Annotated in this window: 9 protein-coding genes; 1 reads left to right on the top strand and 8 read right to left on the bottom strand. The window is 51.0% G+C overall.

All coding sequences use genetic code 11. From position 1 onward, the window contains the following. Positions 1 to 58: 58 nt before the first annotated feature. Positions 59 to 406 carry a cupin domain-containing protein gene (locus GWC94_RS09315; protein ID WP_161834763.1) on the bottom strand — a complete coding sequence of 116 codons (348 nt, stop codon included), beginning with the start codon at positions 404 to 406 and terminating at the stop codon, positions 59 to 61. A 58-nt stretch (positions 407 to 464) separates the two neighbouring features. Here GWC94_RS09315 and GWC94_RS09320 point away from each other — a divergent pair, with 58 nt between their 5' ends. Then, positions 465 to 1,226 carry an N-acetylmuramoyl-L-alanine amidase gene (locus GWC94_RS09320; RefSeq protein ID WP_161834764.1) on the top strand — a complete coding sequence of 254 codons (762 nt, stop codon included), beginning with the start codon at positions 465 to 467 and terminating at the stop codon, positions 1,224 to 1,226. 5 nt (positions 1,227 to 1,231) lie between these two features. On the opposite strand, the gene GWC94_RS09325 is transcribed toward GWC94_RS09320, so the two are convergent. From GWC94_RS09325 to GWC94_RS09355, 7 genes are all read right to left on the bottom strand, one after another. After that, positions 1,232 to 2,728 (bottom strand): glycoside hydrolase family 10 protein, encoded by a 1,497-nt coding sequence (locus GWC94_RS09325; RefSeq protein ID WP_161834765.1) that lies wholly within the window; start codon positions 2,726 to 2,728, stop codon positions 1,232 to 1,234. A 41-nt stretch (positions 2,729 to 2,769) separates the two neighbouring features. Next, entirely contained in the window at positions 2,770 to 5,211 is a 2,442-nt protein-coding gene (locus GWC94_RS09330; RefSeq protein WP_161834766.1) for a hypothetical protein, read from the bottom strand. Between the two features lie 57 nt (positions 5,212 to 5,268). Further along, complete coding sequence (locus GWC94_RS09335) at positions 5,269 to 6,387, bottom strand: glycoside hydrolase family 88/105 protein (RefSeq protein WP_161834767.1); 1,119 nt, start codon at positions 6,385 to 6,387, stop codon at positions 5,269 to 5,271. Positions 6,388 to 6,455: 68 nt separating this feature from the next. Further along, positions 6,456 to 8,567, bottom strand: a complete 2,112-nt coding sequence (locus tag GWC94_RS09340) for a hypothetical protein (protein WP_161834768.1) — start codon at positions 8,565 to 8,567, stop codon at positions 6,456 to 6,458. Between the two features lie 6 nt (positions 8,568 to 8,573). Then, positions 8,574 to 9,995, bottom strand: a complete 1,422-nt coding sequence (locus GWC94_RS09345; protein ID WP_161834769.1) for a glycoside hydrolase family 28 protein — start codon at positions 9,993 to 9,995, stop codon at positions 8,574 to 8,576. Positions 9,996 to 10,056: 61 nt separating this feature from the next. Beyond that, on the bottom strand, positions 10,057 to 11,001 hold the full coding sequence (locus tag GWC94_RS09350) for a glycoside hydrolase family 43 protein (RefSeq protein ID WP_161834770.1): 945 nt from the start codon (positions 10,999 to 11,001) through the stop codon (positions 10,057 to 10,059). 4 nt (positions 11,002 to 11,005) lie between these two features. Beyond that, complete coding sequence (locus tag GWC94_RS09355) at positions 11,006 to 13,861, bottom strand: glycoside hydrolase family 2 protein (protein WP_161834771.1); 2,856 nt, start codon at positions 13,859 to 13,861, stop codon at positions 11,006 to 11,008.

The raw sequence follows: 13,861 nt of genomic DNA on the forward strand, positions 1-13,861 counted from the left end.
TGATTTTCCTGCGAAAGCACGGCTAATTCAAAATTTTCAAATCTTCAAATTCTCAAATTCACCAATCCCCCTGCACGAAATCTTCCCGAAACGGGCTGAAGGCATCGATCAGCATTCCTTCTTCCCTGCACACACAACCATGCACCACACCCGGCGGTACATAATACCCGTCTCCCTGTCTGATGGTCTTTGTTTCGCTGCCGATGGTCATTTCAAACACACCGCTGGCCACATAGGTCACCTGCGAATGCGGGTGGCTGTGCATGGCGCCGATACCGCCTTTTACAAATTTTGCCTTTACCAGCATCAGGTTTTCGTCGTAACCAAATACCTGCCGCTGTACGCCATTCCCGGCATCTTCCCAGGGAACGGACGATTCAAACTGAAATTCGCCGGATCGTATCATACAACAAATGTAGGTGCTTGCAGGCAGCCACTCCGTATCTTCATGCAAAAATCCGGCTATGCTGCAACGCAATTCCTACCGTTTATTTTTTCCGCTCGTTTCCTGTCTGCTCTGCGCAGCATGCGCAACAACGAAAACCGGCAGCGAAAACCATGGCGGTAAAAAAACACCTGTTATCGTCTGGCAGCCATCGCATCAAACCAATACCGGTGTCAATTTCAGCGAAGCGGCCACCTGCCATGCGATCGTGGAAGCCGCCATGGCAACCGGTCCGAAGCTGAAAGAATACAAAGTGTGGAGCCTGGGTGTTCCCAATCTCCACCATGCGGATGTTGGCAGCAATACCGTGGCGGAGCATACTTCGGCCGTTATCGGCGGACAGCTTTCCGGCTATGCTTACGAATTGCAGGAGTCCAACAAAAAAAAACCGCAGGTATTTATCGCGGTACACAATAACGGCGGAACCAAACGGCATGCCGTCTGGGGTTATATTCATTACGGAGATGCATTTGAGCAGGAAAACCGTGTACTTGCGGGCAGACTGATCGCCGCTATCGCCCGAACCACCGGTCTCGAAAACAGGGGCGTGCTGCTGGACAGCACCACGGGCCGCAACGATTACCGTTGTGCATCAACCGGCAAACTGGCTTTCTACAGCCTCGATGAACACATCAATACCGCACGCCACCGCGTACTGCTCGAGATAGGTGATAATTCCGTGAGCTATGATTTTCTCCAGGACTCGGCCAAACGAAAACTATTGGGCGAAGCCATCAAAAAAGAGCTGGCCGCCTGGCTGACCGATACCTACAAAGAATAACCCATTCAGAGAACGATCGTTTTCTTTTCGCTTTCATTACCCAGCCTGTCCACCGCAGTAACAATGATTTTCGTAAGCCTGTTTTTTTCTGTCGAATTGAATTGCCAGCTATGCACTTCTTTAGCGGGAATATGATTTGTCCAGGTATTCCCATACTGCGCATACACCACCCAGCGAAAAACATTTTTCTCATCCGGATGGGTCCACGAAACGGTAACTGTTCCGTTTTCGCCCGACAGGGAAACCGTGGGCGCCGCAGGCGCATCATTACCAAGCCAGGGGCTGGAAGGCACCAGTGCTTCCTGCTTATAGGGACCATCCACAAGTCCTTTTACCATATTGGGATTACCGGTAAGGGATGAGAGGCTCCAGTGTATCACGCCCGGGCTTTGCGGCAGCATACCGCGCGAGATCATTACCTGGCTCAGTATTTCGTTCACATTCCTGGCACTGGTATCGCGCCCCAGGCTGATACCGGGCCATAAGTGCCGCTGCAAGGTGTTTTCGCTTTGCCACCAGCCGAGCAACACGGGAAAACTTTGTGTGATGCGGTTTATCGGCCAGTACAGCTGCGGGGCAAAATAATCTATCCAGCCTTTGTTCAGCCATAGTTTGGCATCGGCATACAACTGTTCATACTGATCAAATCCCTGTATGGAAGCAGGATACCCCGGCCGCCAGATACCGAATGGGCTCAGTCCGAATTTCACGTATTTCTTTTCTGTCTTGATCTCTCCATACAGGCGTTCGATCAGTGTATTGACACTCTGCCTGCGCCAGTCGCCGCGCGACAGTTCGCCTCCCTTGCTTTTATAGGCGTTCCAGCTTGCCTCATCAGGAAAATCATCGGGGGCATTGTAGGAAGGATAGGGATAAAAATAATCGTCGAAATGTACCCCATCGATATCGTACCGCTTCACGATATCCCTCACCACTTTTGACGTATGATCCTGCACTTCCTGTCTTGAGGGGTCCATCCACCAGTAACCCTCTTTCAGTTTCATCACCAGCTCGGGATGTTGTTTTACGATTGACTGCCCGCTGATCTCGCTGCCGTCCCTGTGATGGGCACGGTAGGGATTGAGCCAGACATGCAGTTCCAGTCCCCGTTTATGCGCAGCCTCCACCCAGAATGCCAGCGGGTCGTAAAACGGCTCGGGCGCTTTGCCCTGTGCCCCGGTGAGAAAATACGACCATGGCTCCAGCTCACTTTTGTATAAGGCATCCGCCTGCGGGCGTACCTGGAAAATAACGGCATTGAAATGATTGGCCTGCAAAAAATCCAGCAGCGATATCGCCTCCTGCTGCTGCTGTTCGGCGGAAAGACCCGGTTTGCTGGGCCAGTTGATATTGGCTACCGTGGCCACCCATGCGGCACGAAACTCCCGGTTCGCCTGTGGCGCGGGCGGGTTGGCAGCAAGGGATTGCACGGTTGTTTTTTTTGCGGGGCCGCAGGCGCTGAATACAGTCGCCAGCGCAAATATGGCCAAAGCGTATCGCATAAGCAGTCGGTATGGAAGGTTATCAGTTTACAAAGAAACGGTTATTCCGTTTTCGTGGATGTATCAAGCAGTTTCACCACCCGGGTCATTTTACCGTCGCCGTTCACGCCTTCGAGCACCACCAGTAATTTTTTACTGATATCGTTGTTGTAAAACTCTATCCTTGCCCTCGGTGTTTTTTTATTGGTGATGATATAGGGGTTCCAGTACAAAGTGGTACGCACATCCGTTTGCGTGTTGTCGTTGCTCTTGTCGTAAACGGGATTATAGAATTCCTTGAACCTTGAGTACCCACCCAGCAAGGTATTCTCCAGTCCTTTGCTGTCGGCCGACCCTTTCCTGGCGTCAGCGCCTTTTTTTGTGTAGATGGCTATTGCACCGCCGCTGCCTCCACCGATGGATCCGAAGAAAGGCGGGCGGAACACTTTAATGTACGCCACATCGGTAACGGCAACAGACTGTACCATATCAACCGTGCTTTGCTGTTCGTTGATGTACAGGTCGGGGGATGCGCCTCTCCAGCTCAACGATGTCTGCATACCTGAACCCGATATCTGCAATCCTGCCACCCTACCCTGCAAAAAAGTAAAGATACTCAGGGCGCTTTTCGCAAAAGGGTCGTCAAGCATATCAAAAGAGTAGCCGTCTCCGCCGCTGAACAAACCGGATGCATAGGTTTTATCGAGGTTCTGCAGACTCTGGTCGCGTTTTGCTTTGGTTCTTACGATCACTTCCTCGAGTGTGGCGGCGGCCATCGCCTTTTTCAGGGCTTCCTGCTGGGTAAGAAACAGGTTCATCCGCAAACGGGCCAGGCTATCGGACCAGGCCGTCACCGGGTCTTTGGTGCCCAGGCTGATTTTTTTTGGCGACTGCCGCAGCAGGCCGTTATCGAACTGCACCTGTGTTCCCTCGGTGAATTTGTTGGCGCCGTTAAAACTGTAGTAGAGGCGCACCGTATCATAAAAGAAAACATGGGGATCTTCAAAGCTTCCATCCCTGGTGATAGGCAGGAACATAAAACGTTTGCTGCTGTCTTTCCCCACCATGATCACGTTCAGCATAGGCGATGGCGCGTTGGCAAACGCTTTCATATCCAATACCTTTCCTCCCATCTTCATCAGCGAATTTTCAACAGGGTATTTCCAGTCCGGCCTGGTGCCTGCCTTGATCTTATCCCAGTCAAACCTGCGCCAGCCGTTGGTGAGCATCAGCAGGTCGAGGTGTGCGGCAACCGTATCCGCATCGCTTTTCAGGTAATAGGCGGGGTTGTATATTTTTCCTTTTAATTCACCGCTGAGAAGGATATCGGAAAAGATATTGTTCTTTTCATCAACGGGAACATCGGCATCGGTAACAGCTATAGACATATTGGTGAACGCAGTGTCCGAAACACTGATATCAAGTACGTTCTTACCGCGTTTGTCGAGCGAAACCAGCTGGGCCAGCACTTTTGCGTTGAATTCGTGCTGGTGATTGTTTACGAAAAGTATCCTCTCTGCAACCGGCATCCAGTCGGCCGTAAACAGCGAAAACTGCAGTATCCCCGTAGGCAGTTCCTCGATGGGTATATTGGCCACCTGCACTGTTTTCTCAACGCCTTTTAACTGGGCCCTGAAAAAAAGCTGCTGGTTCATATGCACCAGGATATTGAACACTTTAAAGTTGTCGGGAACGTTTTCGCTGCGCTCCACTTTTACGATCGCTTTTTCGTTGGTGGTGGCAACGGCCATGCACACCCCCTGCTGTTTGATACCTTCCACCGCGGTGGTGCCTGTTTTACCATTTTCGTCCGTCCAGTTCACTTTATAGCTTTCTCCCGCCTGCGGCTGCAGTTGAAAGTAGCCCATGCCATCATGCTGCACTTTAAGCGTGTCGATCGTTTTGTTTTTACTGTCTGCGAGCACTGCTTTTACGAAAACGGGATTACCGAACTGGTTACTGGCTTTAAACGCCACTTTGCTGTTGATCCCATCCACCAGGAAGCCTCCTTCGGGAAACAGTTCCAGCCTGGTTTTCGGAAGCACCGGTGTTTTCCTGACAACTGCCGCAGAGAGCGTTGTGTTGTTGATACCCAGGTCACGCTCATACGAAAATGCGGGATCATCGTTGAGCATCCAGCGGGTAAACGCTTTCACGTGAATATAATCGCCTTTGTAGTCGGCCGGAAGTTCAAATGCGCCTTTGGCGGTTGCCTGGTACAGGGGTGCAACGGTCTGCTTCAGCATCCTGCCGCTGGTATCGTACCATTCGAGGTATACGTTCCTGCTGATATCGCTTAGCTCGGAGCCGGTGAGAATATAGACCTTGTACCAGATCGTCTCCTCCTTGTTGTAAACCGATTTATCGAAGTGGATATGCATTTTCTCCACCGGGTACTGTTCCTGGTAGACAGCCATCATCGAATCAACCTGTTGCGCCTTTACCAACTGGACGGCAACAATACATAACAGCAAAACCGATAAGCGTACGAATATCCTTTTCATTCCAAGCAGATTGGAATGCAATATAAAAATCCGGCGGCTTCAATGGAGCAAAACCGGCTATTTTAACTTATACACCTCGCTGCCGGCCAGCAGGAAACAGCCAAGCCCGTAGTCTTCAAAATCGGGCGAACTGTCGTAACCCACGGGCTGCCCGTCTTTGGGCTCCTTGCCGGTGCCCTGCACATAGCCCAGTTTACCGTTCGGGTGAACGCAGTCTTTTGCCATCGCATTCCAGGCTTTCACGATAGCGGGCATATAGGTTTTCCTGTCCAGCAGCCCCTTGTTGATACCCCAGGCAAAACCATAGGTAAAAAGACCGGTGCCCGATAATTCCTTACCGCCAAAATGGCCGGGGTCTTTCAGGCTTACATTCCAGAAACCGTCTTCACGCTGCAGCGGCAGCAATGCGGCGCACATTTCGCGGAAATTATCGAGGTATTCTTTGTAATGCGGATCTGTTTTCGGCAGCCATTCGAGCGTACGCAGCAGGGCCGCCACCACCCAGCCATTGCCCCGGGCCCAGTAACAACCTTCGCCATTGGGTTCTTTGTAGGGCGGTACAAAATCCTTGTCACGCCACCAGAGATGTGTTTTCGTATCGTACAATCCATTGCCGCCGTGGTTGTATTTGGCAAACGCATAGAGATCGTACATTTTCGCGGAGTAGGACGTATCGTTGTAGATATGGCCCAGCCTGGCGAAAACAGGCATGGCCATCTGCAATGCATCAATCCAGTTCCAATCGTCTTTCTTTTCGCTTTGCACCATGTTGTCGATACATTGTTTGATATCGCGGATGCGTTCCTCTTTTTTGTCGAGTAAGTACAGATCAATATAGGTCTGGCCGCAGCATTGCATATCTGCATTCCTTACTTTGGTGGTACCCCAGAGGCCCCATTGGTGTTTATCACCCCACTGCACCGCGTAATCGTAATATTCCTGCTGTTTGTCTATCGCATGCATGGCCATCAGTCCTTCGTAGTACACGGCCCTTGTCCAGAGATTGCTGGGTCTTTCTTTATTGGTAACCACCGGTTTTCCCGCATCGGGCCATTTGCTCATGAAATAGGCATTGGCCAAACGCATCGGCGCCAGGATATTTTTTTTGGAGGGTAGTTTCTGCGCAGATACAGCTGCAGAAATCAGTACGAAAACAAGCAGGCAATTTCTTTTCATGGTAAGCATGTTAGAATGCTATGTTACGATGGATGGCTTGATTGATTGTCCTGTGGCATCCTGTATCCTCAGGGCATTTTTCGCAGCCCCTCGTATCTGACTACCCAGTTTTTCGGAAAACCCGGATGGTCTCCGCCCGAGCCGTCGAAGCCGGCGCACATCATGGCCACCGCTGCCAGTAGTCCGCCGTTGCCGGGCAGGTACAGTGTCAGGCGCTGGTCCTGGTAGTTATGACCGTTGTTCAGATAGGTATTGGTCTGCACCGGCATCAGCAGCGCGTCGATCGCCTTATCCGGCATACCCAGTCTGGCCGCAGTCATGGCCGTCATCGGAAAATCCCAGCCCCAGGTTTTGTGCCAGTTCCAGTTCTGCCAGATCCAGTCGAAAGTACGCCGCATATAGACTTTGTTCACCAGCGGCGTCTGCGGCAGCATACCAAGGGCGCCAAGTACGGAAGGATGATCCGTTCGGTATTCGGGGTTGGTATAAGAATCTGTGGCGCTCTCTGTAAAAAGGTATTTGCCATCCTGTATCGCCAGCGGCGAAAGCTCCGTGATTACCCTGGCCCATGCCGGATCGGCGGGCATTTTCAGTCGCTGTCTCCATTGCTGCGCCACAGATAAAGCCCAATGCCAGTAGGCCAGTTCGTAAGCGGGGTTATAGGTATCGAGGGCTTTGAATCTCTCCTGTGCCGGAATCACGCCTTTACCCAGAACGTATTTTTTCTTTTGCTTATCGTAATAAGCAAAAGAAGCCATAAAATCGGCGGAGGCGAATACCAGTTTGCTGTATTTACGGATTGTTGCCAGGTCTTTGTTTTCGCGATACAGCAGTTCTGCGAAATAAATGAAATGCGGTTGCTGCCAGATCAGGAACGCGCCTATCGAAGAGGGACTTTCTTTCCCTGCATGATCTGTCATCTTCTGCCACCTGACTCCTTTGTATCCCTGTCGTTCCGAAATGTTTTTTGCCTCGGCTGAAACTTTTTCGTACCAGGACATTGATCTCTCCAATAGCTGCGGTCTGCCCCATAAAGCAAAATGGATACCATGCCACCAATGCATTTCGAGATGCGGTTTACCAAACCAGCTGTTATAGGTAAGTCCGGTCTCCTGCGGCGGGTAATCGCCGGCGCACTGGATTTTCGTAAGGTATTGCGACAATACGATCCTTCTTTCCAGTTCAACTGCACGGGGGTCTGTTGTGCCAGACAGGTCTACGGCGCCTCCCGATACCCAGAAATCCTGCCAGCGCTGACGACTGTCGGCAGCCGTCTCTTCGAAACCGGGCAGCGGTGAACGATCGTTTTTTTGCGCAAAACGAAAACTGATCGAAAACATGTCACCGGTTTTTGGCAGCAACGAAAATTCGTTCGCCTTTTTTTTCACCAGTTCAGCCATTTCACCCGAACGAAGCTGTACATAGTAGTCCGTGCTATCGAGGCTGTGTTTGATAACCGCGCCAAACGAGCTGGTCTGCAGCTCGGTCCGGTGTCCGGTCTCCAACCAACCGGTACCTGCATCTTTGAATTCTCCGTTGGGATACGGAAAACGTATCCGCAAACGAAGCCTGCCCTGCTGCATCAGTGATGAACTGATACGGAATGAAATAATATCCTGCTCCTGGTGGCAGTAGGTGGTCACATCAACAGGTACGTCTTCTACAGAAAAGCGGGAATGTATTTCTCCCGTCCAGGGATCCAGTTGCTGGTCGATATCGTGTATATCGGTAAGTTGTGCTGCGGTGCCGTCTTTCTTTTTTATCTCCAGTCCTATGGCTCCGAGTTGCAGCCGGTGCGGGTTCTGGCGAAACCATTCCACCGCGTTCCTGTTTCGCGCCGGTTCTTTTACCTGCACCGAGTAGGGAACCTGGCGGCCGTTCAAAGCATAGTATTGCAGTGTTTCCGAAAAACGGTAGCCGGTTGTATCGCGGAAGCTGTGCCAGCCCCACTGGCTTTGCGTACCGAGCGGAACACCGCCTGCATAGGCTTCCGGATAGGTTTGCATACCGGTGATATCTGCCGTAAACGCAAAACGCCCGTTGCCAACCGACAGGGAAGAAAGTGAATCGTACGTTTTGTTGTGCACGATATGCCTGCGCACAAGTTTTTGCCTGTCGATAGACTGCGCTATCGATGACAGGGCAATCAGTGATCCCAGTAAACAGGAAATGACTCTCATAAGGGTTTATTGCAGTCGTTCGGATACTTCTTTGGAAACCGGTTTTGCCGCTGCCGCGGCTTTTTCCACGCTGATGGAAACATTTTGAAATTTCCATCCGCTGGTATATTCAAGCTGGCCCAGCACATTGCCGGAAAACCGGCTGTTGCTGTATACAAAATTAGACAGGTACGACTGCGCAAGACCGTTTGCGCCGAAGATGGTGGATGCATGTGTTGCCCTGATATTGTCAACATACACATCTTTTGCATGCGGGATACCTTTCTCAGCAGGCGTTACTTTCTGCAGCATGGCTTTCCAGTGCGGGGGAATGGTATGGTAGTCGTACCCGGCGGGCAATTGCGAATAGCTGTACGCCGGATTCCAGTTAAGGTTGTACTGGAATACATTCCGCACTGAATCCAATTGCGAATTCCTGAAATAAATATCCTCTATCAATCCGCCTCTGGTAACAGCCGATTTGATACGAAGACCGTTGTCGGTGTTCCTTGCCACCAGTTCGGTGGCAAGCACATGCCGTATACCGCCCGATGTTTCGCTGCCCAGCGTTATAAGACCGCCGCCTCTTCTTGCCAGGCATTTCCTGATGACAACATATTCGGTTGGTCTGTTCACGCGGAGCCCGTCCCAGTCGCGCCCGGCTTTCAGGCAAAAATTATCGTCATTACAATCGATATCGCAGTTCTGGATCAGCGTCCAGGATGAAGAATCGATATCGATGCCATCTGTGCTCGGTCCATGACCGTCTTCGTTGTTCTTGATAACAAGACCATCCACCGTAAGATGATGCGAATACAGCAACTGCACGGTCCAGAAACCCGCATTTTTAAATGTCAGGTTTTTCAGGGTGATGTCCGATGCGTTCTGCACGAGTACGGTGCGCACACGTTTGGCATCATAATCAACGATCCAGCGCAGACCTTTTGCATCATAGTCTTTGCGCATGGTCCAGTATTTATCCCAACAGAATTTACCCCTTGCATTAACAATGCCCGATCCCGTAACGGCAGCATTGGTTACATCGATGAAATTGAGCAAAGCGGCAGGCCATTTCATTTCTATGCCGGCGATACGCGTGTCGATCTCGGGATAATCGGCAAAGTCCTGCGAGCCCAGCAGCAATACCTCTTTGTCTATACGCAGTTCCACATTCGATTTTACGAAAAGCGATCCGGTAACATAGGTGCCGGGCCTGAATGTAACAATGCCGCCACCTGCCGCTGCGCAGGCATCGATCGCTTTCTGGATGAACGCCGAATTAACGGTGCTGCCATCCCCTACCGCACCGTATTGATTGGCCTGAAAGATTTTCGGTGATTTCGGAAAAGAGCGGGCACCCACTTTACTCACCCAGGCAAGTTGCTGGGGAAACAGGTATCCGGATATACCGATGCAAAAAAGCAATAACCCGGGTTTTCGTAACGACATAGCATCCGTTTTGGGCAAAATAATGGGTTTGCTAAGCCTGTCTATCCTGAAGCGTCCTGCATCATTTCATATCCAACGCCCCAAATGACTGGCTGAATTCCTCTCTGCTGACAGGGAACGCGGTCCCATGGCGCATTCCTTTCGGAACACTTATTTTATCCGAAATATCCGTCCAGCTAACCAGGTCTTCAGAAACAACCGCACCGTAGGTATGATCGCGGTATTTGTCGAAATACACGATCCATTTCCCTCCCATATACAGAGCGGACGGCCCTTCCGCCCAGTAGTTTCCCGTGATCGGCGGCGAAGGATCGCTGTAACCGCCGGTGAGCCGGTCCGAACTGGCTGTCCGCAGGTTCTTCTGCGGAACGGGCACCAGTGTTTCATCTTTCAGGAATATGATGAACTGCTCTCCCGCCGAAACAATGGTTGCATCAATCACATTGAATCCTTTATCGTACAGCAGTTTTGCGGGACTGAAATTCCTAAAATCCCTGGTGACCGTATAATACATGCGATGGTTGTAGCCATTCTCGGTTTTCCCGTCGGCAGGAACCCTGCCTGCCAGGGTGGTTGCCCAATAGATCATGTATTCTCCGCGGCGGGAATCGTAGGCTATTTCGGGCGCCCAGCAATTGCGCGCGGAATCTTCGTGTTCCATTACCGGGATATATTGCTGTTCGCTCCAGTGAACCAGGTCTTTCGAAAAAGCGTACCCGATCCCTTTTGCATTCCAGCTAACGGTCCATACCATATGGAACAAACCGTCTGCACCCCTGACAATATTCGGATCTCGCATAAGTTTGTCCGTACTGATCACCGGTCTGAGAAAAGAACTGTCACTTACCGCTTTCCAGTGTAACCCATCCCTGCTCCAGGCATAGTGCAGTCCGTCTGCGCCGTTGTTGACAAAATACGCGAAAAGGTATACCGAGTCTCCCGGCTGTTTTGCACTGGTATGCATCGCGGCGAGTAAAACACAGATGATCGGCAGCAGTTTTTTCATACCCTTAAAATACATTATCGATTGCCGGCCTGCTGTATTTTTCCCTTGCCGAAGTTGTTTTGGGTGTTCCGAAATAAAAATACAGCGTACGTTTTACCGGGCTGTTGATCCTGGTGAGTTCGCTTGCCGGTCCAAGAGAAGCAGTGTTGTAATTGATGTTCAAAGCAAGTTTGCTGCCGATCGGCGGTATGCAGTCCAGGAAACTGATATTGCCTTTCGGAAGTTCGGGATGCGGTCTCAGCCCCGTGAGCCCGTAAAAATCAAATAACCGCACATACAATCCCGTATCCTTACTTGCCACGTAAAATTTCCCTTCCACGGTACTGAATTCCATCCAGGTAATATCGCCGTAATAGCCTTTGAATTCGGGATACACCACGGGCGAATACCCTGTTTGCGTATTGTTGTACAGGTTCTGCCATACATTCACAGGCGTTCCGTCCGACCGGTTCTTCCACTGGCGATAGGGACCTTTCCCCAGCCATTTCGCCCCCAGCATAAAATTTTCCGGGTACTGAAAACTGATGCCTGCAAACGGGTAATCATCGTTCAGCGCGTATTCGTATTCAAGGCTCACCCAGCCCGATCCGTAAATGGTCCATTTTGCATACCGCATATTTCTCTCATACCGAAAAACGGCGACGCTGTTGCTACCCTCCCTGGAAACAGAAGCAGCTGTCAGTATCGTGCTGCCCTGTACCAGCAATGGTCCTTTGGCAAAGGATAAATTATCGGATGCGCTGTTCTTAGCGTTCACAAGCATACCGGTGCGCCGGTCGAGTGTAATGGTAAGTTCACCGCCTTTCAGCACATAGCTGGTATCCGTCTCCGACACCGCAGTGACGCTGTCCGAAGCAGGTATGATACCGGCCAGCAATTCGGCATTGCTCTTCAGCTTCCATATCCATTTGTATATTTCTCTGCCCGCGGGGTCGGATGCAACCAGTACCAGGGCATCGTAGTCACGGTAATTGCCGGGCAGGCCAAGTGAGATGATTCCGCTTGCACCAGGCATAACGGCGCCTGTGGCCGCCATCCCTTTCTTCTCGAGATGGTATCCGTTGAGCCTGTCCTGCGGCGAAACATAATTCACCAGCGCCCACTGAAAATGACATTGATCCAGGTTGGTGAAATGATACCGGTTTTCAACGGGAATTTTTCCATCGAACCCTGCGGGCAACTCCTTCCAGGATATTTTTACCGGCGAAAAAATCTCCTTCATGGCAAAATAACTTCCTTCTTTCTCCCTGTGCGGACCAAGAATGCCATCGTTGGCGTTCAGACCGTTGGCGTCGAGGACATTGTTGAGGTCTGTGCGAACCACGGCTTCATCGAGCATGGCCCAGGTAAACCCGCCGCCACTTCTTTTGGATTTCCAGTGAAGCTCCCAGAAATCGCTCATCCCTGCCGCGCCACCGCCGTCGTCCTGCGAATGCAGGAATTCTGTCGGCATATAAATCAGTGAATCATTCAGTATTTTTTTGGTGCTGTAATAATCTTCGTAATGGTTGCAGTCTATACCGCTGAATTCATTACCGGGCCGGTGATGCGGGTGTATCACAGGTCTGCCCGACAGATCCCATTTACCGAATTCCCTGTCCAGTTCCTTGTTGGTACCGCCTTCGTTACCGTTGTCCCAGAAAATGATCGAAGGATGGTTCATATCCCTGGTCACCATTTCCTTCACCAGTTTCCGTCCCACTTCTGTTGCATAATATTTCTGCCAGCCTGCCAGTTCATCGAGCACATACAGGCCAAGCGAATCACAGAGCTCGAGGAAACGTTTGTCGGGCGGGTAATGCGAGCAGCGAACGGCGTTCATGTTCATCTCCTTCAGCAACAACACATCCTGCAGCTGTATCGCATCGTTGAGCGTTCTGCCTGTTTCGGGCCAGAAGCAGTGGCGGTTGGTGCCTTTCATTTTGATCTGCACGCCGTTCAGGTAAATACCATCGCCTCTCCTGATTTCGATGGTGCGGAAACCAAATTTTTCCTTTGTCGTATAAAGCGTCTTACCTTCTTTTCGCAGCGAAACATGCAGCTGGTACAGGTTGGGGGTTTCGCTTGTCCAGGTAAGCGGGTTTACAATATTCGTCTCGAGCAATACACTTGTATCGGCTTTATGGACAGGTTTGCTGACTGAGGCAATTTTTTTCCCCTTCTGATCAAGTATCTCCGCCACCAGCAGGGATGATTCGCCGATACCCGATAAACGGCTTCTGACTGCAAACCGGCCATCGGCTTTTGCATCAACAGCCAGGTATTCGATATGCTGCTTTGGCACCGCTTCGAGGTATACCGGTCTGAAAATGCCGCCAAATACCCAATAGTCGGCCAAACGTTCTGCATTGTTGACACTGGCATTATCGCTCATCTTGCTGACGGTTACTTCCAGCTGGTTGGCTCCGCCAACAACGATCTTATCGGTGATATCGTAGGTAAACCGGTAAAAAGCGCCCTGGTGAACTGCGCCTGCGGATTTTCCATTAACCTTCACTTCCGTATCGGTCATGCTGCCCTCGAAAACGATCGATACCTGTTTTCCCTTCCAGGATGCGGGAACGGTAAAACGGTGTTTGTACATTCCTTTCTCATCGTAGAAACGAAAATTTTTTCCGTTCGTTTTGTAGTCACGGCCATAGTTGTAATTGCCAAAACCCTGCAGCTCCCAGCACGAGGGTACGGCGATCTCTGTCCAGTAACCGCTCTGCCTGCCCGCGGTGCAGAAAAAGTCCCACGCAACGGTATGATCGCTGCCGGTGCCTGATAAATATTGCAACTGTTTTTCCTGCGCGGCCAGTGAGGATACCAATACCATGGTTACCGCTATACCCGTCAGTGTTTTATTGAAAATGCGCAT

Origin of the sequence: Sediminibacterium soli (genome assembly GCF_009939225.1) — a bacterium.
In the GTDB taxonomy this organism is placed as follows: domain Bacteria; phylum Bacteroidota; class Bacteroidia; order Chitinophagales; family Chitinophagaceae; genus Sediminibacterium; species Sediminibacterium soli.

Coding starts and splice junctions, on each gene's coding strand:
- GWC94_RS09315 (WP_161834763.1), bottom strand. CDS start 406: ATGATACGATCCGGCGAATTTCAGTTTGAATCGTCCGTTCCCTGGGAA.
- GWC94_RS09320 (WP_161834764.1), top strand. CDS start 465: ATGCTGCAACGCAATTCCTACCGTTTATTTTTTCCGCTCGTTTCCTGT.
- GWC94_RS09325 (WP_161834765.1), bottom strand. CDS start 2,728: ATGCGATACGCTTTGGCCATATTTGCGCTGGCGACTGTATTCAGCGCC.
- GWC94_RS09330 (WP_161834766.1), bottom strand. CDS start 5,211: ATGAAAAGGATATTCGTACGCTTATCGGTTTTGCTGTTATGTATTGTT.
- GWC94_RS09335 (WP_161834767.1), bottom strand. CDS start 6,387: ATGAAAAGAAATTGCCTGCTTGTTTTCGTACTGATTTCTGCAGCTGTA.
- GWC94_RS09340 (WP_161834768.1), bottom strand. CDS start 8,567: ATGAGAGTCATTTCCTGTTTACTGGGATCACTGATTGCCCTGTCATCG.
- GWC94_RS09345 (WP_161834769.1), bottom strand. CDS start 9,995: ATGTCGTTACGAAAACCCGGGTTATTGCTTTTTTGCATCGGTATATCC.
- GWC94_RS09350 (WP_161834770.1), bottom strand. CDS start 11,001: ATGAAAAAACTGCTGCCGATCATCTGTGTTTTACTCGCCGCGATGCAT.
- GWC94_RS09355 (WP_161834771.1), bottom strand. CDS start 13,861: ATGCGCATTTTCAATAAAACACTGACGGGTATAGCGGTAACCATGGTA.